At 37.5% G+C, this 21,864-nt stretch carries 21 protein-coding genes, 2 pseudogenes and 1 other annotated feature; of the genes and pseudogenes, 9 read left to right on the plus strand and 14 right to left on the minus strand.

Annotation, left to right across the window (positions count from 1 at the left end; translation table 11 throughout):
* The 5 genes from ACQKNI_RS11885 to ACQKNI_RS11905 all read left to right on the plus strand — a co-directional run.
* Positions 1-1,593: spore germination protein (locus ACQKNI_RS11885; protein WP_427282395.1), on the plus strand; the 1,593-nt coding region annotated here is incomplete at its 5' end.
* A 16-nt stretch (positions 1,594-1,609) separates the two neighbouring features.
* On the plus strand, positions 1,610-2,704 hold the full coding sequence (locus ACQKNI_RS11890) for a spore germination protein (RefSeq protein WP_088232282.1): 1,095 nt from the start codon (positions 1,610-1,612) through the stop codon (positions 2,702-2,704).
* Positions 2,680-3,759, plus strand: coding sequence for a Ger(x)C family spore germination protein (locus ACQKNI_RS11895; protein ID WP_088232283.1), 1,080 nt, complete (start codon positions 2,680-2,682; stop codon positions 3,757-3,759). Before ACQKNI_RS11890 ends, ACQKNI_RS11895 begins: the two co-directional genes overlap by 25 nt.
* Positions 3,760-3,851: 92 nt before the next feature.
* A complete protein-coding gene (locus ACQKNI_RS11900) occupies positions 3,852-4,037 on the plus strand; it encodes a hypothetical protein (protein WP_088232284.1) in 186 nt (61 codons plus the stop codon).
* 97 nt (positions 4,038-4,134) lie between these two features.
* A complete protein-coding gene (locus ACQKNI_RS11905; RefSeq protein ID WP_088232285.1) occupies positions 4,135-4,563 on the plus strand; it encodes an HAD family hydrolase in 429 nt (142 codons plus the stop codon).
* 166 nt (positions 4,564-4,729) lie between these two features.
* Here the strand turns inward: ACQKNI_RS11905 and ACQKNI_RS11910 are convergent, their stop codons facing one another.
* The 11 genes and pseudogenes from ACQKNI_RS11910 to ACQKNI_RS11960 form a co-directional block, all read right to left on the minus strand.
* Positions 4,730-5,599, minus strand: coding sequence for a VrrB protein (locus ACQKNI_RS11910; protein ID WP_427282397.1), 870 nt, complete (start codon positions 5,597-5,599; stop codon positions 4,730-4,732).
* Between the two features lie 149 nt (positions 5,600-5,748).
* The gene (gene leuS, locus ACQKNI_RS11915) at positions 5,749-8,157 is read right to left on the minus strand and encodes a leucine--tRNA ligase (RefSeq protein WP_088232286.1); all 2,409 of its coding nucleotides are present in this window, start codon (positions 8,155-8,157) and stop codon (positions 5,749-5,751) included.
* A 65-nt stretch (positions 8,158-8,222) separates the two neighbouring features.
* Positions 8,223-8,441, minus strand: a binding site (T-box leader).
* 187 nt (positions 8,442-8,628) lie between these two features.
* Entirely contained in the window at positions 8,629-9,822 is a 1,194-nt protein-coding gene (locus ACQKNI_RS11920; protein WP_088232287.1) for an MDR family MFS transporter, read from the minus strand.
* A gap of 243 nt (positions 9,823-10,065) precedes the next feature.
* Positions 10,066-10,263 (minus strand): annotated as a pseudogene (locus ACQKNI_RS11925) (cation/H(+) antiporter); the annotation flags it as partial.
* Positions 10,202-10,393, minus strand: a pseudogene (locus ACQKNI_RS11930) (cation:proton antiporter regulatory subunit); the annotation flags it as partial. The pseudogenes ACQKNI_RS11930 and ACQKNI_RS11925, both read right to left, overlap by 62 nt.
* Positions 10,394-10,427: 34 nt before the next feature.
* Positions 10,428-10,994 (minus strand): tyrosine-type recombinase/integrase, encoded by a 567-nt coding sequence (locus ACQKNI_RS11935; protein ID WP_088232288.1) that lies wholly within the window; start codon positions 10,992-10,994, stop codon positions 10,428-10,430.
* A 204-nt stretch (positions 10,995-11,198) separates the two neighbouring features.
* Positions 11,199-13,058, minus strand: a complete 1,860-nt coding sequence (locus ACQKNI_RS11940) for an FtsX-like permease family protein (protein ID WP_088232289.1) — start codon at positions 13,056-13,058, stop codon at positions 11,199-11,201.
* A 17-nt stretch (positions 13,059-13,075) separates the two neighbouring features.
* Positions 13,076-13,837 (minus strand): ABC transporter ATP-binding protein, encoded by a 762-nt coding sequence (locus ACQKNI_RS11945; RefSeq protein WP_427282398.1) that lies wholly within the window; start codon positions 13,835-13,837, stop codon positions 13,076-13,078.
* A gap of 315 nt (positions 13,838-14,152) precedes the next feature.
* The gene (locus ACQKNI_RS11950; RefSeq protein ID WP_427282399.1) at positions 14,153-15,175 is read right to left on the minus strand and encodes a DUF418 domain-containing protein; all 1,023 of its coding nucleotides are present in this window, start codon (positions 15,173-15,175) and stop codon (positions 14,153-14,155) included.
* A gap of 136 nt (positions 15,176-15,311) precedes the next feature.
* Entirely contained in the window at positions 15,312-15,461 is a 150-nt protein-coding gene (locus ACQKNI_RS11955; protein ID WP_001129345.1) for a hypothetical protein, read from the minus strand.
* 15 nt (positions 15,462-15,476) lie between these two features.
* Positions 15,477-15,740: a YtzC family protein gene (locus ACQKNI_RS11960; RefSeq protein WP_000840873.1), complete on the minus strand. Its 264-nt coding sequence runs from the start codon at positions 15,738-15,740 to the stop codon at positions 15,477-15,479.
* A gap of 111 nt (positions 15,741-15,851) precedes the next feature.
* Between ACQKNI_RS11960 and ACQKNI_RS11965 the strand changes: the two genes are divergently transcribed.
* The 4 genes from ACQKNI_RS11965 (at position 15,852) to ACQKNI_RS11980 (ending at position 19,594) form a co-directional block, all read left to right on the plus strand.
* Entirely contained in the window at positions 15,852-16,811 is a 960-nt protein-coding gene (locus ACQKNI_RS11965; protein WP_088232292.1) for a TIGR01212 family radical SAM protein, read from the plus strand.
* Positions 16,808-17,380, plus strand: a complete 573-nt coding sequence (locus ACQKNI_RS11970) for a class I SAM-dependent methyltransferase (RefSeq protein WP_427282400.1) — start codon at positions 16,808-16,810, stop codon at positions 17,378-17,380. The genes ACQKNI_RS11965 and ACQKNI_RS11970 overlap by 4 nt, the downstream gene beginning before the upstream one ends.
* A 128-nt stretch (positions 17,381-17,508) precedes the next feature.
* On the plus strand, positions 17,509-18,183 hold the full coding sequence (locus ACQKNI_RS11975; RefSeq protein WP_427282401.1) for an aspartate/glutamate racemase family protein: 675 nt from the start codon (positions 17,509-17,511) through the stop codon (positions 18,181-18,183).
* Positions 18,184-18,292: 109 nt separating this feature from the next.
* On the plus strand, positions 18,293-19,594 hold the full coding sequence (locus ACQKNI_RS11980) for a PepSY-associated TM helix domain-containing protein (RefSeq protein WP_098356926.1): 1,302 nt from the start codon (positions 18,293-18,295) through the stop codon (positions 19,592-19,594).
* Positions 19,595-19,630: 36 nt separating this feature from the next.
* Here the strand turns inward: ACQKNI_RS11980 and ACQKNI_RS11985 are convergent, their stop codons facing one another.
* From ACQKNI_RS11985 to ACQKNI_RS11995, 3 genes are read right to left on the minus strand one after another with little or no spacing between them, the layout of a single operon-like run.
* On the minus strand, positions 19,631-19,864 hold the full coding sequence (locus ACQKNI_RS11985; protein WP_140417464.1) for a hypothetical protein: 234 nt from the start codon (positions 19,862-19,864) through the stop codon (positions 19,631-19,633).
* Between the two features lie 39 nt (positions 19,865-19,903).
* Positions 19,904-20,968: a tetraprenyl-beta-curcumene synthase family protein gene (locus ACQKNI_RS11990; RefSeq protein ID WP_140417465.1), complete on the minus strand. Its 1,065-nt coding sequence runs from the start codon at positions 20,966-20,968 to the stop codon at positions 19,904-19,906.
* A gap of 37 nt (positions 20,969-21,005) precedes the next feature.
* Entirely contained in the window at positions 21,006-21,809 is an 804-nt protein-coding gene (locus ACQKNI_RS11995; RefSeq protein ID WP_088232298.1) for an alpha/beta hydrolase, read from the minus strand.
* Positions 21,810-21,864: the final 55 nt, after the last annotated feature.

Here is a 21,864-nt window from a genome sequence, read left to right on the forward strand (position 1 = left end):
CAAAATAAACAACAAAGCTCGGAGCAAGATGACTCGTCTCAAAATAAGCAACAAAACTCGAAGCAAGATGACTCGTCTCAAAATAAACAACAAAGCTCTGAAAGTAATAGTATTTATGATTTTACAAAACCAGAAACAGACCATATTCATTCGCTCCAAGATTTAATAGAGAAACTAAAAAGGTCTAGCGATTTTGTTAATTACCATACATCTGACGATGAAACGATGCCTTATTGGATTTCTTATTATCGTCCTTCACTTGATGGTGAGAAATTGCAAAAGTATTTAATGCCTATCCTTTTGGAACGACCTAATGCTTCACTAGAAGAGCTGAAAGAACATATTCCAATGAGCGGCATTACAATTACAAACGATTTACAAAAGATTGAGGACATGGTTTTAAAAGGTCATGCAATTATTCAATTAAATCAGCAAGATCAAAAGTGTATGCTCGCGAATATTGCGATTGATAATTATCGTGCACCAACTCCTCCATTAAATGAATCAACTGTTATCGGTCCTCAAGAGGGATTCGTAGAGGATGTTGATACAAATATTAATTTAGTTCGAAAACGCCTTCCCGTTTTAGATTTACAAACAAAAGAGATGATTATCGGCGAATTTTCAAAAACAAAAGTTGTCATGATGTATTTAGACAACCTCGCTGAAAAAGAGAATGTAGATTTTCTCGAGGAATCATTACGCGCTCTTGAGTATGATCAAATTAATGATAGTGCTTATATACAAGAATTAATGGGGGAAAAGTCGATTTTCCCTCTCTATATCAATACAGAACGCACTGATAGAGTTACAAAAGCACTTATTGATGGGAAAATCGCTATTTTTGTTGATGGTTCTCCAAGTGTTTTACTAACACCTGTATCATATTTCGATTTTTTCATTTCACCAGAAGACTATAACGTCTCTTGGTTATACGCTACATTTTCAAGAATTTTACGTCTAATCGCTGTTTTATTCTCAATTTGCGCGACACCATTATATGTTGCCACTTTAAACTATCACTATGAATTAATTCCTAGTGATTTATTAGAAACGTTAATTTTATCAAGGGCACAAGTACCGTTTCCACCTTTAATTGAAGCGCTATTCTTAGAACTTGCCATTGATTTATTAAGAGAAGCTGGTGCGAGATTACCGATGAAAGTTGGTCAAACACTTGGTATTGTAGGCGGTATCGTAATCGGACAAGCATCTGTACAAGCTGGTTTAACGAGTAATATTTTATTAATTATCGTTGCCTTATCAGCACTTGCATCCTTTATTACACCTATTTATAAAATGGGTAACGCGGTTCGGTTACTCCGTTTCCCATTTCTCATATTTGCAGAAATAGGAGGACTTCTCGGGATTTCTCTTGGATTCATCTTTTTATTTACCCATTTATTTAGACTTACTTCTTTACGTAAACCGTACGCGTTGTTTTATCCGACAAGACAACAATCTGTTAAAGACTCTTGGATTCGTTTTCCATTAACAATGATTGATACAAGAGATATACAAGCAAGGCCACAACATGTAAAAAAATCTGCAAAAGGGATTTCAACAAAACATAGATCCGATTTTGACGATTAAGAAATGAGGTGCATTGATGAGTAAAGTTCAAGAAAAATATCAAATATCTCCTATCTTTGTTTTCTTCTTAATTCACAGTGCACAGTTTGGTGCCGGAGTTCTCGGATTCGCTCGCATTATTGCAAAAGCCGCTGGATATGACGGCTGGATGGGAGTTCTAATTATAGGAGTTTGTGTCCATATTCTTATATGGATGATGTACTTTTTATTAAAAGAAACAAACGGAAACTTAGTTGATTTACATCGACAAACATTTGGAAAATGGCTAGGAAACGGCATTAGCCTCATCTTTATGGCTTATTTTTTCGCCGTCAGTATTTCAGTCATTCGAACATACGTTGAAATTATTCAAGTATGGATGTTTCCTACCGCTTCAACTTGGATGTTAACTCTCTTTTTATGCTTAGTTAGCTACTACATTATTTCTTCTGGATTTCGTGTCATTACTGGTATTTGCGTCATTTCAGTTGGCGGTACATTAGGATATTTATTTCTTAGCCTTTTCGTTTTGAAATACTCACATTGGGATAATCTACTACCTGTGTTCACACATTCTTTTTCAGATATTTTACAAGCTGCCCATCTTGCAGTTTATAGTATGACAGGGTTTGAGGTCTATCTCATGGTATATCCATTTGTAAAAAACCCTAAACAATCTCATAAATTTGCTCAATACGGGGCACTATTTTCAAACCTCTTATTTTTATTTAGTACCCTTTTAGCCTTTGTGTTTTTTAGTGAGAAGCAATTGTTAAAAACGATATGGTCACAACTTTCCATGACTCAAGTAATTCAATTACCATTCATAGAAAGGCTAGAATATATTGCGATTTCAGCTTATGCACTCGTTATTATTACGAGTTTTATCCTTCCGTTATGGGCAGCAACAAGGGGAATCCATGAAATATTTCGTGTAAAACAAAGAGGTGTACTACTTGCCTTATTGCTTATCACCCTCATTGTTTCACAATTGTTATCAAACAGACATGCTATTAATAACTTTATTAGCTATTCAGCGGAAGTTAGTTTTGGGCTTATCTATGTATACATCCCTATCCTATTTATTATTGTGTGGGTGAAAAGAAAATGGAAAAAATCAAAAGCAAATTAATACTTATTTCTTGTATAACACTCTTCAGTTTAACTGGATGTTTACAAAAAAATATTGTCGATGATGTACAGCTTATTCAAGGAACTGTTTTTGATGTAGCAAAAGATAATAAAGTAAAAGTGACGTTTGTTTGCCCTATTCAGCAAAAAGGAAATAAGGTTCAAATTTTTGAAGGAACAGCAAATGCGGTAAAACAAGTAAAAGCAAATACATCTTTAGAGTCTTCTCAACCATTTGCTAGCGGACAAATGCGGGTTGCTCTATTTACTACAAAACTTGCTAAAAAAGGAATGTCTACTTCATTTGACACATTAATTCGAGATGTAAATATAGGAAACGCTTTATATGTTTCTTTATTAGAGGGAAGTGGTACTGAACTTTTAAAAGGGAAATATACAACAGCATCCAACGTTGCAATCTATATAAAAAAATTGCTAGAACATAACATGGAAACCGGCCCTTTACCAAAGGATAACCTGCATTTAGGAGCATTCCGTTATTATCAAGAAGGCCAAGATTACTATATTCCGATTCTAAAAAAACATGCCGATAAAATAAAAATTGTCGGAATTGGTCTTTTTAAAAAGGATAAATATGTCGGTAAAATCGCTGAAAAAGATATGTTCCTATTTAAAGGACTGTTAGAGAAACATAAATTAGATTCGCATGAATTTAAAGCTGATTCTGGGTACGTAGTGGTTAATAATATTCGCTCCGTTCCAACTTACGATATAAAAATTAAAAACGGGAAACCTTCTTTTTTCATTCACGTTCACCTTGATGCCCGTATTCAAGAATTATCGAAACAAATTAACTTAGAAAACGAAAAAAACACAAGCAATATTGAAAAATCCATCCAAAAACAATTGGATACACAAGGTAACAAACTAATTAAACAGTTTAAATCTTTAGGTGTCGACCCTCTTGGGCTAGGAGCAAAATATAAACAGCATTATCGTCCATTCAAATTAGAAGAGTGGCGACGGATGTACAAAGATGTACCAATAAACTTAAAATACACTATGAATATTACAAATTCTGGTGTAATTGAATGAGAAATGATTGAACTCCTCTCTCCAGCATGATACAACGGAGAGAGGAGTTTTTTATTACCAAATAGAGAGAGAAGATATTTACGGGGGAGCTTATGTCAAAAAAATTAATAAAGCCTATTTTAAATGGTATTTTATTTCTCGGCGTCTTTTTATTTGCTCATACATACTTAAAAAATGTTTCCTTCACACGTTATTTACTCGTCGTTATACCAATGCTACTCGTTGGTATGTTTGGCATCGATCTTATTCTATCCATGTTAATAAAAAAAGAAGAATAACTAGCGAACATCTTATTTCTATAAGATGTTCTTTTCATTTCATAATCACCTTATGTTACAATGAAATTCGGCACAAAACGAGAAAGGATGAAACAACATGACAAACGAAAAAGGTTTAGATAAAGGGTACGAACTTGTTGCGAAAATGCATGAAGTATTCGGGCATCCTGTGACAAATACCCCAACAAAATTAACAGATGAGCGCGCAAAAATTCGTGCTAGCTTTATGCAAGAAGAACTAGAAGAATTTCTAGAAGCAACAACTGTTGAAGACCAATATGATGCACTTATTGACCTTATTTACTTTGCATTCGGAACGTTTGCAGAAATGGGCGTACGTCCAGATAAAGGATTTGAAATTGTAAACAACGCTAACATGGCAAAACTATTCCCTGATGGGAAACCTCGCTTCCGTGAAGGCGACGGCAAAATTCTAAAACCTGAAGGATGGCAAGCACCAGAACCACAACTTCGTGCTGAAATCGAACGCCAACGTCAAGAAGTATTGGCAAACGCTAGTAAATAATACAAGAGGAACTGCTAGGAATATTCTTAGCAGTTTTTTTTATACTCTTATTCACAAATCATGAACTTCATATTTTACTACTCCATATCACATTCCAAAATATAAATATATTTTCCCTCAAAATAAAAAATCCCCTTGCGCACAAGAGAATTTTTCATGTAATTCATTAATGTCCCACATGTCCAGCATGCCCCGCTGCTCCTGCTGTTGCAGCCGCCGCCCCAGCTGCTGTTCCGGCACCCATTCCACTAGCCCACGGCTGCTGTTGTTGCTGATATTGTTGTTGCTGATATTGTTGTTGACCTTGATGGTGTTGCTGGCCTTGGTGGTGTTGCTGGCCTTGGTGGTGTTGCTGGCCTTGGTGGTGTTGCTGGCCTTGGTGGTGTTGCTGGCCTTGGTGATGGTGTTGACCTTGATGATGGTGTTGACCTTGGTGATGGTGTTGACCTTGGTGATGGTGTTGACCTTGGTGATGGTGTTGACCTTGGTGTGTTTGATACAAAACCGCCTGCGGATGAAGCTGGTGATGGCCGTGATGATGTACTTGTTGTTGGTGGTGATGACCTTGGTGATGATGACCTTGGTGATGGTGACCGTGATGATGATGATGACCGTGATGCTGGTGACCGTGATGATGATGACCGTGAACACCTTGAGGGAAACCGCCGACACCACCAGCTACAACACCGATTCCAGGTACAGGAAATCCTGTCTGTACGCCTCCAACGAAAGGTGGAAACATAGTCGGCATACCTACAGGAACGCCCCCTTGTGCGCCTCCTACTAATGTTGGAATTCCTGTTTGTGCTCCAGCTACTGATGTTGGGAATCCTGTTTGTACTCCCGCTACTGACGACGGAAATCCTGTTTGTACTCCCGCTACCGACGACGGAAATCCTCCAGCTGTTCCTCCCATCCAACTTGGCATTCCACCATACCCGTGATGTCCATCTCCTCCCATGAACATCATTTGTCCATAACTATCCGATCCACCTCCGAAGAAGCCATGTGGTGCATTATTGTCCATCCCTTTCATTCCTTTCACCTCTTCTTCTCAATTTAGCCTACCTTTTTTATCATATTTCTTATAGAAGAATAGGTGTTTGTCTTTGTGGGAATTTCACATCTTTTTCTTCATTCATAATAAAAAAGCTCAGAGCGTAAAGGCTCTGAGCTTTTCATTCATTAGTTTGCAACAACGTTAACAAGTTTTCCAGGAACTACAATTACTTTACGAACTGTTTTCCCTTCAATTTGGTCTTGAATTGCTTCAAGTGCAAGTTGTTCCATTTCTTCTTTTGATGCGTCTTTACTCATTGTTAGTTTTGCGCGAACTTTACCCATAACTTGAACAACGATTTCAACTTCATCTTCTACAAGTTTAGACTCATCAAATGTTGGCCAGCTTGCATATGTGATTGTTTCATTGTATCCAAGTTTGCTCCATAGTTCTTCCCCGATGTGAGGTGCTACTGGTGCAATCATTTTCACGAAACCTTCTACATATTCTTTCGGAAGTGTTTCAGCTTTGTATGCATCGTTGATGAATACCATCATTTGAGAAATCGCTGTGTTGAAGCGAAGCTCTGCATAGTCTTCCGTTACTTTCTTCACTGTTTGGTGGTAAGCTTTTTCAAGCTCTTTATTTGGTGCATCAGTAATTTTCTCACTTAATTCACCGTTATCTTGAACGAATAGGCGCCATACGCGGTCTAGGAAACGACGAGCTCCGTCAAGACCATTTTCAGACCAAGCGATTGAAGCATCTAACGGTCCCATGAACATTTCGTATAGACGAAGTGTATCTGCACCGTGGCTTGCTACGATATCATCAGGGTTTACAACGTTACCTTTTGATTTACTCATTTTCTCGTTGTTTTCACCTAGAATCATACCTTGGTTGAATAATTGTTGGAACGGCTCTTTCGTTGGAACTACACCGATATCATATAATACTTTATGCCAGAAACGAGCATATAGTAAGTGAAGTACAGCGTGCTCTGCTCCGCCGATATAAATATCAACTGGAAGCCATTGTTTTACTTTTTCAGGGTCTACAAGTGCTTCGCTGTTGTTTGGATCGATGTAACGTAGGTAATACCAGCAGCTACCAGCCCATTGTGGCATTGTGTTCGTTTCACGACGACCTTTTTTACCAGTTTCAGGATCCACAACATTTACCCACTCTTCAATGTTAGCTAGTGGTGATTCACCTGTACCTGAAGGACGGATGTTTTCTGTTTTCGGAAGAACTAATGGTAACTCCTCTTCTTTCACAGCTGTCATTGTGCCATCTTCCCAGTGGATTACTGGAATTGGCTCACCCCAGTAACGTTGACGGCTAAATAGCCAATCACGTAGACGGTACGTTACTTTTTGATTTCCTGCGCTCGTTACTTCAAGCCATTCAATCATTTTTACGATTGCTTCTTCTTTATTTAAACCATCAAGGAATGCTGAGTTTACGTGAGCACCATCACCTGTGTATGCTTCTTTCGTAATGTCTCCACCTTTTACAACTTCCTTCATTGGAAGATTGAATGTTGATGCAAATTCATAGTCACGCTCATCGTGAGCTGGAACTGCCATTACAGCACCTGTTCCGTAAGTTGCAAGAACGTAATCAGCGATCCAGATTGGTAATTTCTCACCGTTTACCGGGTTAACTGCGTAAGCACCAGTGAATACACCAGTTTTCTCTTTTGCAAGTTCTGTACGCTCTAGGTCACTCTTCATTTTTACAGCGTTAATGTAAGCTTCTACAGCTTCTTTTTGTTCTGCTGTTGTAATGTCTGCAACAAGCGCATGCTCTGGAGCAAGTACACAGTAGCTTGCTCCAAATAGTGTATCAGGGCGCGTTGTGAAAACTGTGAACTTCTCATCTGTACCGTCGATGTTGAAGTGTACTTCTGCACCTTCAGAACGACCGATCCAGTTACGTTGCATATCTTTTAAGCTTTCTGGCCAATCAAGCTCATCTAGATCTTCTAATAGACGATCTCCGTAAGCTGTAATTTTTAACATCCACTGTCTCATCGGACGACGCTCAACTGGATGTCCACCGCGCTCACTTTTACCGTCAATGATTTCTTCGTTTGCAAGTACTGTACCAAGTGCTGGGCACCAGTTTACAGGTACTTCATCAACGTAAGCTAAGCCTTTTTCAAATAGTTTTAGGAAGATCCATTGTGTCCACTTGTAGTAGTTTGGATCCGTTGTATTTACTTCACGGTCCCAATCGTAAGAGAAACCTAATGATTTAATTTGATTACGGAATGTATTAATATTGTGCTCTGTAAATTCTGCTGGGCTGTTCCCAGTATCCAGTGCGTATTGCTCTGCTGGAAGACCGAATGCATCCCATCCCATTGGATGAAGAACGTTATATCCTTGCATACGCTTCATACGAGATAAAATATCTGTCGCTGTATAACCTTCTGGATGTCCTACGTGTAAACCTGCACCTGATGGATATGGGAACATATCTAGTGCATAAAATTTTGGTTTTTCTGTCTCATCTGGCGTACGGAATGTTTTATTCTCTTCCCAATACCCTTGCCACTTTTTCTCAATTTCTTGATGATTAAAGCTCATGAGATACCCTCCTTGAAATTCTATTTATTTTCACCGCCCAAAATACAAAAAACCTCTCATCCCTGGAAAGGGACGAGAGGTTATAGATTCCCGCGGTACCACCCTAAATTAATGTAAAAAATACATTCGCTTAGATCCGTAACGTGGATTAACGGCAATTGCTACTACTAGTTTCACAACTGCAACTCAAAGGCGAGTTCATAACGAAACGTGGATTGACTTGCACCGACCGTCAACTCTCTAAACCAGCTTCTATTACTACTACTCCTTCTCACTGTTATTACAAATATGAGTTAATGGGAACTACCCTCCGCCTCGTATCTCTTAAGAGCTTACTTGAAGCAGGGCTTCTCGGTTAATCGTTACTCTTAATAACTAACGAATTCGTCTTAGGACAGCCGAGCTATCTCCCTTGTTCCAAAGGTTGTTTTATTTAAATATATTCTAAAACATGTTACATGTTCCGTCAAACTAAACTGCAATTTTTTCTTCAACTGTTTCTTCTACTTTAACTCGTTTATCATAAATGCTCGTTGCAATAAGCGCTACTACAAGCATTACCATGATTGCTATAAACAATACTTCCATATTGTATAAATCAACAATTGCTCCACCAACGACCGGGCCGAACATTTTCCCTACAGTCGCCGCGCTATTTACGACCCCTTGATAAAAACCTAACTTATCTTTTGGCGCAAGTATATTGGCAATGGTCGGAACTGCTGGCCAAACAAATAATTCACCAATCGTTAATGTTACCATTGCAACGAGGAACATCGTAAATTGCTGCGCTTGACTTAACACAACGAATGACGCCGCAAAAATGATGATTCCAATCATAATTTGTTGTTTTAAAGAACGCTTCATCCAGCGAATTAGCATACTAACTAATGGCTGCGCAAAAACAATCATCGCTCCATTTATCGTCCATAATAAACTATAGTGACGAAGGCTAATATTTAACTCCTGCATATGTGTCGCAATCGCCCCTTGCCACTGTACGTATGTAACCCAGCATAAAGCATATGCTACACACACAATAAGAAGTGCTTTGAATCCTGGTGTAAGTGACCAGCCTTTTTCCGTTTCAGCTTCTTTTTGCGCTCCTGGCTCTTTTTTGTCTTCCATACCACGGAATCCAATAAAAGCAATCAAGAAGAAAACAAAGTATAAAATAAAGTTCGCTAAGAAAATATAATCAAAACGATACGATGCAACTAATCCACCACACGCTGTTCCGATCGCAATACCAACGTTTTGTCCAACATACATCGCATTAAATGCTCGTCTTCCGCCCTCTGGCCAAACCGTACCAACCATCGCATACATCGATGGGAAGACCATTCCAGAACCGAATCCGATTAACGCTAGCCACACAACGTATAAAGGCCAACCATGGAAGAACACGAGACCTAAAATTGATACGAGTGTAATAACAATCCCTACTAAAGTTGATTTATAACCGCCCCATTTATCAAATAAAACACCGCCGAGCAAGTTTCCGATTACACCAGTAAGCGAGTTGATCATTAATACCATTCCGGCCACAGATAAAGATTTTCCTAGGTGATCATGCAAATAAATTGTATTAAAAGGCCATAAAAAAGAAGCACCCGTGACATTAATAATCATCCCAGCTACTAATAGCCATACTTTCCTTGGCATAGTCTCCCCTCCTATTCTATTTTTTTCGTTCATCTATAACAGTAAAATTGTAGTCGTTTTTAAATGGGAAGGCAACTGATTAATAGTTGATGAAATTCAGATAATAGATGTTGGTAAATGAAATTACATTGATTGCCGCTTGAAATATATCAGCGATTTTTGAAATATATCGACCGCAACTCAAAATATATCAGCGATTATTAAAATATATCGACTTACCGACAAAAAACGACATCAGTAACAATATATAAATAAATAGAGAATTCTCCGCGTGATACGGCCAAGGAAGGAAATAACTTCTCCGCTTTCAATAAATCTTAAATCGATAAGCCCTAAATCTGGGGCATGGGGCCCTACTAGCATACCGAGTATAATGAGAAACGGAATAAATTTGTCTCGCTTCAGAATCGCGAAGAGAAATGCTTGAAATACTCTCATCATGATCCGCGTCAAAATGATACATTTCTCTTCTTCCATCATCATGAATAACGATAACCATTTTTTCATTACCTTTTGTAATTACTTCAAACTTACAACCAATGCCCGGAAGTTCACTTTCTCTAATATTCATATTTTCCGCCTCCTAAAGTTTTTAGTTACGGCTTTTATAAATCTACATCAATCTCTGTTTTAAACTCTTCATCTTTTGAGATCCCCAAATACTTCAACGTCTCTGAAGGTGTCGCGTGATGAAAATGTTTTTGCAATAACGCAATCGCTACACCTCTTTTGTACGCGTGAAATCCAAATGTTTTTCTCATTGAGTTCGTTCCAATTTTTCCAGGGATTCCAACAGCTTCCGCAGCACTGTGAATCACACGATACGCTTGTTGGCGCGTAATTGCATTTGTCGTTTTATTAGATTGAAATACGTAGTTTTCTCTTTTCATATCAAAAGATTGTACATACTCTATAAGCGCTTCTTTTACTTTTGCATTTAAGTAAATATCTTGTTTAAACTTTTCATCTTTCACAGGAAGAGAATAAAACTCTTTAACAGTTCCATCTTCATGTAATACATCTTCAAATTTCATGCTCAGCAGTTCTGTAATTTTTAATCCCGTATTAATCCCAATAACGAATAAAAGATAATCTCGCTGCGAATGCTCTTTCAAATATTTTTTCATAGCCTCAATTTGGCTTATATCTTTTAACGCCTCTACAACTTCCATGCACGTATTCTCCTCATCTTATGAACGGTAATTTTCTCATCATGTTGTCCATTTTACCTTATCACGTTACTGAATTTCCATGTATTCTCCATTATTTTCACGCGGTATGCCTATTGATTATAATCATTTTCAATGCGGAAACTTACTTCTATACAAATATGGGTAAAAATAATAAAAACCGAGCAGTTTCGCTCGGCTTTTAAATTAATCTTCTTTCGGAAGAACAATTCCCTTATACAATTGAACTGTAATGAAGTAATAAATCGAGTAAATGATTACGAAAATAACAATCGGTAACCAAATACGGAAGTACGGATCGATTAAAATAAACCCGAAAATATTCATACCAACTAATACGTGAGCAATACCCACAATCCCCGGGAATAAGAATACTAAGAATAACTCTTTATAAATAGATTTTGTTAATAATTCACGGCGTACACCAATTTTACGAAGCATTTGATAACGTGTAATATCTTTTGATGCACCAGAAAGAATTTTAAACATAAGACAGCTTGCCATCATCGCTAAGAAAGCAATTCCAAGGAAGAAGCCCATAAACACTGTTCCGCTCGCAACGCCGTATAACATGTCGTAAGTTTGATATTTACTATCTAATCTTTCAGCTTTTACATTTTTATATTTAACTAGCTGCAACTCGTCAAGTTTTTTCCATTCTTTTGTGTGCGCTTCAAAATCATCTGTTTTTCCAGTAAATACGATTCCTTCTTTACCATTTACAGTATCATATAGTTTTTGATCTACAATTTTAATTGCATGATCTTCATATACGTAGAATGGCTGGATTGTTCGGAAAGCCTCATCCCATTCTTCTGGAAGTGCTTTAGCGTTCGCATCTTTTTCATTCATTTCTCGAGAAACTGCACCTACTGGCAGATCCGCTGAAACTTTCTTTGTATTCACTAAATCCTTCATCGACTTCATATTTGACATATCTTTTATTAAAGGACGATTTTTCTCTAAATCCTCTTTTACATAGTAAACGTATTTATCATCGACTTTGTAACGATATTCATTTTTTTCTTTAAATGTAATACCATCTAAAATTTTCTTTTCTTCAGCTGTAAGATTATGAACTACTGAATCATATGTTACTAAACCGTCAGCCATTTTTATAACGTTATTTTTAAATGCCATACCACCTGAAATTGCACCCGCTCCAAGAGCAACTAACATCGCTACTGTCGCAAGCACCTTTGTTAGGCTATTAATACGGAAGTTTAATTGTGCAAATGTAAAGGCATTAAGCCCTTTTTCGCTTCGTTTTTTATTACTTTTTAACTTTTTAATAAAGACTGGAAGAAGTGATCCAAATAGCATATAAGTACCAGCTGTTGTTGTAATTAATGCAATAAGGATTCCCATTTCTCTTAGTTTTTCCATGTAAACCATTGATGCATAGCCAATTCCTAATAAAATAACAGCAAGGAAAGCAACTACACCTGTCATTTTTCCTTTTACTGTAACACGCTCTGTTTGTGCATCTGCATGTACAAGTTGCAGTACAGAAATGCGAGATAATTTAATACTATTCATAATTGCTGATAGTACAAATAGTGCAAAGAAGAAGATGCAAGTAACAGTCATAGACGGAAGATAAAATGCTTTATAGCCTTCACCAGCAAATTCAAGTTGCTTCATTAATAACTGTCCGATACCTTCTGCAAGTCCTACACCAACTGCAAGTCCAATCACAAGAGATGCAGCACCTAATACAATTGTCTCAATAAACATAAGTAATGTAACTTTATGCTTTTTTGCTCCTAACATCATATACATACCAAACTCTTTTTGACGAAGAGATAATAAGAAAGAGTTCGCATATAAAATATAGAAGAACGTTATGATAGCTAATAAAAATGAACCTGCTTGGAATACAAATCCAATTGATTGAATAACTGAGTTAGATTCGATAAACGCTTTATTCAGCGCTAACGTTTGAAACATATAAAAAATTGAGATAGACATGACAAGACCGACAAGTAAGACGATATAATCTTTCAGCTTACTTTTTAGTCCTGACATGGAAAGTTTGAATAACATATCCTAGACCTCCTTTCTTACGCTTTTTGTGTACCTAAATCTGCAAGTACGTCTAAAATTTCTTTATAAAATTCTTCACGTGTACCACCGCGGTGAATTTCTTTATATAGCTCACCATCTTGAATGAATAAAATACGCTGACAGTAACTTGCACTGTACGGATCATGCGTGACCATCATAATAGACACACCTTGATCTTTGTTTAAGTTTGTCATCGCATCAAGTAAACTCGTTGCATTTTTAGAATCAAGAGCTCCTGTTGGCTCGTCTCCTAAAATAATTGCTGGCTCATGCACTAACGCACGCGCTGCTGCTGAACGCTGTTTCTGTCCACCAGATACTTCAGATGGATATTTTTGAAGAATTGCCGAAATGCCTAACATATCTGCTACTTTTTCTACTTTCGGTCCAATATTTCGTGACGAAACACCTTGAAGAGATAGTGGAAGTGCAATGTTTTCGTAAATAGATAAGTTCTCTAATAAGTTAAAGTCTTGGAAGATGAATCCTAACTTTTGTGAGCGGAAATCTGAAAGCTCACCTTGCTTCATTTTTGTAATATCCGTACCCGCAATCTCAACAACGCCGCCTGTCGCTTTATCAAGCGTTGAAATTACACTTAATAGTGTCGTTTTACCAGAACCAGATGGTCCCATAATTCCAACAAACTCACCCTCTTGAATTGAGAATGATACACCTTTTAACGCATGTGATTGATTCTCACCTTTTTTACCGTACACTTTTTGAACGTTTTTTACGTCTACAACTGGTTTCGTCATATATATCCTCCTACGCTTGTTTTTCCATTACCTATTTTGCGCCTTTTGGAGATGAACTGCTATTTGTTAACATTACATTTACCTTACAGTTTTGTAATGTCAAAAGGATGAGTGTGTAATGTTCATTGGTAAATGAAATTTTTATCGGCGATTTTTCAAATATATCGACCACAACTCCAAATATATCGGCGATTTTCAAATTATATCGACCACAACTCCAAATATATCGGCGATTCGACAAGGAATATCGATTTGCCGACAAAGAATGACAATAAAAATAGGCTGCTCCACAAAAGGAACAGCCCACTTCTCTCTTTATTTCTTTAAAGGTGTTACCGTCCAATACGTAATAACACGCCAAATCCATTCTAGTGGACCCATTTTAAAGATTTCCATCCAAATTACGCTAAAAATAATTTGGATTACATAAATTGCAATACATACGTATAACGTCTGCATGTAAGTTAAATTCCCTGCAAAATTAAATACACTTCCTGCAATTAAAATCATTGCAGTTTGTCCAATATAATTCGTTAACGCCATACGACCGTAATATTTCAGTGGCGCTAATACTGTTTGAACTGGTTTTAATTGAAGTAATAAAATTAATGCTCCAACATAGAAAGCTGAAATGATTGGTCCAACTGTAACGCCAATTTTTAAAAACTGACTTGCGGCATCCATTGTCCCATCCTCATTCATAAGTATCATGTTCACAAATGGATTAGCAGGAACGTGCCCATATTGATACCATACAGCTATGACACTTAAAACAAACATAATACCTGTAAAAATAGCGACTTGCTTTATTTTCGCTGAAAGATTTTCAAACACTTTATACTGTCCTGCAGCAAGCCCTAATAAAATTAGACCTAGCGGTAAAAATTCTTTAGCTCCCATTACACTGAAGGTAATTGTCAAAATAAGCCCTAGTACTAGGTTCACTTCTTTTTTCGCTTTATAAAACGGTAAAACGATCAATCCGCAAATTGCATATAACGCTAATGCCTCTCCAGGTTGAAACATTTGATGGATATAGCCAAAAATAAATAATGCCACTATGCGGCGTAAAAATAAAACATACCCATTTTTACCCTTTGCAATCGCTCTAGAGATAAAGATATAAAATCCTACTCCAAATAAGAATGAGAAGATTGAGAAGAAACGACCTTCTACAAATAAGTATAAAAACCTTTGATAGCTAGCATCCACTGTATTAGGATCTGGAATTTTAATGTTAAGTAGTGCAAGAATATTTACTAAAATAATCCCCAGTAATGCGAAGCCACGAATGTAATCTAACTCATCAATTCGTTTGTTTGTAATAGTGTTCCCCATAAAGCAACTCCTTGTCTAAAATTTAATCCTTCCCTACTCTATCGGAGAAAGCGGCTCACAACTATCGACAAACCTTACAGGAATCTTACATTATTGTAATATAACAAAATAAAACCAGGTCATATTGCGACCTGGTCTACTCTGATTGCTTCGATCTTTGAGGTTGTCCCTTTTTACTGTTACGCTGTTTCACTTGAACAACTGGATCAAGCTCATTCGAAAACTCAGCGTTATGTCCGTTTTGCGTTTTTTGCTCTGGGTTATTTTGATCTGAACGTTTCGCCATTACATTCACTCCTTATTAGTGCGGTGTAATAATCATTTGATGTTGCAATTGGCGAATTGCCATACGTGCTCTATTTAACTGCTCACGTTGCTCATCATTTGCATGTTGTTGCATTGTTTGTAAATCGTTATATGCTTGTTCTAATTGTAACTGCGCATCTGAATACTCCATCGTATTGTAATGCTCTTGTCTCATGCCAAGATTTAATTGTTCTTTCGCATATTCCACCGCTTGTTCCGCTTGTGTAATATACGATTCAAGTGATTGACGCTCTGCCATAATTGTCCCTCCTTGCTTCAATTCCCCTTTAGTGTGTCCCTTCCATCTGAACCTTATGAGTATGTTATAATGTATTTTGTTTCATTTTGACTCGGCTTAGGAGGGAAAATAATGAAGGTTCAAAACCCTTTTCCATATACAAACGACAATAAACGTTATCACACATGGAATTACCATTTACGAAATGAATTTGGTGAAAAAATCTTTAAAGTTTCATTAGATGCTGGCTTCGATTGTCCGAACCGTGACGGTACCGTTGCTTACGGCGGTTGTACATTTTGCAGTGCCGCTGGATCTGGTGACTTCGCTGGCGATCGCCGCGATGATGTTATAACGCAATATCATGAAATGAAAGAAAAAATGCGCTCAAAGTGGAAAGACGGGAAATGTATCGCTTATTTCCAAGCTTACACAAATACACACGCACCACTTGAAGTGCTAAAAGAAAAATTCGAACCGCTTCTAGCAGAAAAAGACGTTGTCGGTCTTTCTATCGCAACTCGTCCAGATTGCTTACCGGACGATGTCATTGAATATTTAGCGGACTTAAATAAACGCACGTACCTTTGGGTTGAACTCGGATTACAAACTGTTCATGAACGAACTGCAAACCTGATTAACCGCGCTCACGATTATCCGTCTTATGTGGAAGGTGTAAATAAATTACGTAAGCACGGTATTCGAGTTTGCTCTCATATTATTAACGGTCTTCCACTTGAAGATTACGACATGATGATGGAAACAGCTCGTGAAGTAGCGAAGCTTGACGTACAAGGAATTAAAATTCATTTACTTCATTTATTAAAAGGAACGCCAATGGTGAAGCAATATGAAAAAGGACAACTAGAATTCCTTTCTCTGGAGGATTACGTAAGTCTCGTTGTTGACCAACTTGAAATTATTCCAGAAGACGTAATTGTGCACCGCATCACAGGTGACGGTCCACCTGATTTAATGATCGGTCCAATGTGGAGCTTAAATAAATGGGAAGTATTAAATTCCATCGATGCAGAATTTGTACGCCGCGGAAGCTGGCAAGGAAAATATGCAAATGAGGAGAAACAAAAATGAAATTAGAACGTGTATTACCGTTTGCTCGCTCACTACTGCAAACGGCAGTAAAAGAAGGCGATTACGCTGTAGATGCAACACTCGGCAATGGGCATGACACTTGCTTCCTAGCTGAAATCGTTGGGGATAACGGAAAAGTATTTGGATTTGATATTCAAAAAGAGGCGATTGAAAGCTCTACTGTCCGCCTAAAAGAACAAGAACTTTTCGAACGTACTGTTTTAGTTCACGATAGTCACGACACACTTTTATCTGTACTACCAGAAGATGCAAAAGGAAAAGTAACAGGCGCCATTTTCAACTTAGGTTACCTTCCTGGCGGAGACAAACATATCGTTACAAAACCGAACTCAACAATCTCAGCGATTGAACAATTATTAGAAGTAATGGCACCTGAAGGTATCATCGTCCTTGTTATTTACCACGGACACCCAGAAGGCCAAGTAGAACGCGACGCTGTACTTAAATTTGCAGAAGAGCTAGACCAAAAACAAGCTCACGTTTTGCGATACGGCTTCATTAACCAGCAAAATAACCCGCCATTTATCGTGGCGATTGAGAAGCGATAATATATCGACGATTCAACACAACATATTGACTTATCGACAAAGCATAAGAAAAAGACGTGCAATCATTGCACGTCTGTTTGTTATTCTCCTATATAATGGATGTATACAATATTAAAGGAGATGAAACAATGATCGGAATACTAGCAGGAATGGGGCCAAAATCAACCGGATCATTCGTTGATACAGTTGTAGCAAAATGCCAAACAATATACGGAGCAAAGCATGATATGGACTTTCCTCATATGATGATTTATTCTTGCCCAACACCGTTTTATATGGATCACCCTATTGATCACGAAGCGATGAAAAAAGCGATTATTGAAGGAGCACAAAAACTTGAAAGTACTGGCGTTAACTTTATCGCTATGCCGTGTAATACGGCGCATCTTTATTTTGAAGAATTACAGCATTCTCTTTCCATTCCTATTTTGAATATAGTCGATGAAACGTTACAAACAATTCCTGAAAATATAAAAAGAGTCGCTCTTCTCGCAACAGAAGCAACTGTTCAAGCAGGGATTTACCAAGATGGCATTGCAAAGCGTAATATAGAATACATTCATCATGAAAAATGGCAAGAGGTGATTAATCAAATTATTACTTGGATTAAATCTGGAGAGATTGAAGAAGCCCGCAAATTATGGAGTACGCTCGTTTTACAATTGAGAGATGAAGTAGATACTGCTATTATCGCATGTACCGATTTGAATGTGGTAGCGAGTGAGGATTTTGTTGATTCTGCTCAATGTCTTGCTGAAGCGGTTGTTAGAATGTATGTATCAAATACAAAGAGGTCTTCATAAGCATAAAATTTTTAACTTTCTTCACAATTCTTTCAAAATATCCACACTTAATCTCGCTATATTAAATGAGTAATCTATTCATATAGGGAAGGTTAGGGGAACTGAAAGTATGAAACAAAATCGTTCGCTTCATTACATTTTTTGGCGTTGGCATTTTTATGCTGGGCTCTTTATTACGCCGCTTCTTATTACGTTGTCACTGAGCGGAATTGGGTATTTATTTCGGGAAGAGGTTGAAGATTTCATCTATAAAGATTTATATTTTGGGAAGAGCGCCCAAACAGAATCTATTTCGATGGCTGATTCGCTTTTATTAACAGAGAAAAAATATCCACATTACAGTGTGGCGAAAATTAGTGAATTTAATGGGGATTATAATACACGACTTACCATTGCAAATGAATATACTGGACAACAAAAATATGTGTATTTAGATAGCAATAATCAAATTGTCGGAGATCAAAACGCAAGTGAAACATTTGCTAATATAATGCGGGAATTACATAGTTCCCTTTTAGTTGGTGGTACTGTCGTCAACTATATTGTAGAACTTGCAGCGTGCTGGACAATCTTTTTAATTGTGACTGGGTTGTATATGAGTATACGCCAATTCAAAAACACACCATCATCCAATAAGCGAGAAAAAGCAAAACGACGTCATTCTATTATCGGTATTATATTTACAATTCCTCTCGTTCTGCTAGTCGCATCTGGATTGCCATGGTCAGGATTTATGGGAAACCAAATTTATAAAATCGCATCGTCGAATGAATCAATCGGATATCCAAAATTGTATATGGCACCACCTGAATCAAAGGTAAAAGAATTACCGTGGGCAACAAGAAAGGAAGCTCCTCCTGAATCGAATTCAAATGAGCCAAAAGCACTTTCTGTCGATGAATTACAAAAAGGAATTGAAATAAAGAAGCCTTATGTTATCTCTCTACCAACTGATCCGAAAGGTGTATTCACTGTTTCAAAATCGAGCGGTTCTGGTATTACAGGTATGCATGTCGCACCGAATGAAGAAATAACAGCTTACTTTGATCAGTATAGCGGAGAACTCATTTCCAAAACGGACTATCGTGATTATGGATTATTTGCACAATGGTTCACTTACGGTATCCCGCTTCATGAAGGGCATTTATTCGGATGGCCAAATAAAATAGTATGCTTACTAACGACATTATCTTTATTACTTCTCATTTATTACGGAATAAAAATGTGGTTAGCAAGAAAGCCGAAAGGAAAATTAGCAGCACCTCCAAAGCAAAGAGATAAGAAAAGCGTACTCGTTTTCTTTATCATGATGGTTATACTAGGCGCTGTCATGCCTTTATTTGGACTGTCTATTTTAGTTATTTTCGCGATTGAACTTCTTATATATGTATTTTCAAAAATACGATCTTAATAAAAAAGCATTTGTACTACCGTGTACAAATGCTTTTTATTTACTATTTTCTTTTTTTCTACCACTTATTAAAAAGACAATATCTACGGTAATAATCAATGCAATGATAACTTGAGCTACATAATCCATCGTTGTAGGACCGCCGGCTTTATTCATCATCATATACATTCCAGTTACAAATGAAATGGAAAGTAGCACGAGTAATGTTACTTCAATATGGTCATATAGCTTTTGAAACAATCGCTTCATTTCCGCCACTACCTTTACCATATTATAACAAAAACCACTCTATAAGAGTGGTTTTCTTCATCACTGCGCCATTTTCTTTCGGTACATCTTCCCGTTCCAGTAGAAGAATCGTGAAGTGAGACCTCCGTATTTTACGATTCGCCGTGCCATTTTGTGCATATTCTTTTGTGCTGATACTTTTTGATCTGATAAATAAATGCCAAGTAATCCTCGGCTTATGAGACGATGAAACTTCGCATGAGGCAAATCACCAATGCTCTTCTCTGCTTCTTCTACAAAATGTTTCATGCGATCTAATATAGCTTGCTCGTTTTCATAATAACTACAGAAATTCAAGTCCCCGCCGGCGCGGTCTTCTTCTTGATCGATGAAATAATCAAGTAAAATGTGAAGTCCTTGTACGTAAGGGAAATATCCTTGTCTAATTTTCGCAATATCTTCATCATGTAATTCATCATGGAATGCATATGCTACAAGACAGAAGATTCCAAGCGTAGAACCGGCACATGCTGAAAATTCAAACCAACTCATCTCAGGTAAGTTTTCTTTATGTGCTTCAAACCATGTTTGTAAGCGTGGTTCCCTTTCTTCTAACTTCACGTGTTTATGAATTTGCAAATCACAGTAATAACAAGCAAGTTCATGAAGAACAGGAGCGATTTTGTCATAATGCTTCGTTTTCTTTAAAACATCTTGGCACGTTTCAACAAGTTCATCTAAATAACCACCATCATCTTGATCATCACGGTAACGATAATAATTACCGCCACCTTCTACTTCAGGTGATAATGCCATTAACATCGATTCATGCAGCGCGGCAAAATCATTTGGGTCAAGTGATGTACTGCGATCACATAAATTATCTAAATAGTCGCTAATCGTTTGATACGCTACGATAAAACGAATACATTCCTCTCGGTGCTCATTCGCTAACAAGGCTAAAATGCCACCGCCCTCGCAATGAAACGTTTTATGCTCAATACTTGCGATTGCCTGACTATGAAGCTCATCATTCGGAATATGGTAGGCACGCTCTTTCCACATCGCTAGCTCATGGTGTACAACCGGAAACACATCACGGTATACTTTCGCCATGAGCGTTATGGGATTACTCGGTACGTTCACTTCTTCCTTCATCTCCTCTATTCAATGTACAAATAATTTACTTATTTGTTTCTATTATGTTATGGATACGTATTTCAGTAAATGCCTGAATATAATTCAAAATTTCATCACGCTCATATTCATTTAATAACTCATGATAACAATTCGGCCATTCTTTATATGCCTTATCACTTATTTTAACATTATCAAACCAGGTGCGGACACGTGTTTTATCTACAAGTTTATCCTCACATGCTTGCATTAGCAAGAGTGGAACATCTGGAAAATCGCCTATTTTTTTATGAGCAATTTCAATAGACTTAATTAATTCACTATACCAACGTACTGACACTTTGCGCAAGAACAACGAATCATTCTCCATCGCATCTCTCACTTCATGATTGCGTGTTGACATTTCCACCGTAAGATTCGTTGCAAATTGCAATTTTGGAGCAACGATGTTTAATATTTTTGACGCAGCTCGAAGCGGAGTAGCAGGTGAAGCTAATACACCTAAACATGGCGAACTTAAAACAATACCATCTATATCCTCTCTCTTCGTTTCTTGCATCATACGAATAACGATAAGGCCACCCATACTATGACCGAATAGAAAAATGGGTAATCGATACTTTCTTGCTTCTTTCACCCATACTTTAACTTCCTCTATATATTCATCAAATGAAGCAATATGTCCTCTATTTCTTGAGGTCGTTCCATGTGACGGAAGGTCCCCCATCACGACATGATAGCCGATATGATTCCACATTTCCGCGACTGCTTCGTAACGTCCGTGATACTCCATAGCGCCGTGCACAATAACGAATACAGCTTTCGCTTCCTCTGCTTCATAATTCCACATACGGACCTCCTCCATTTCACTCTTTTTCATAATTTGATACACTTAAACTAGTCTC

This window comes from Bacillus sp. NPDC094064 (assembly GCF_050279585.1).
In the GTDB taxonomy this organism is placed as follows: Bacteria; Bacillota; Bacilli; order Bacillales; family Bacillaceae_G; genus Bacillus_A.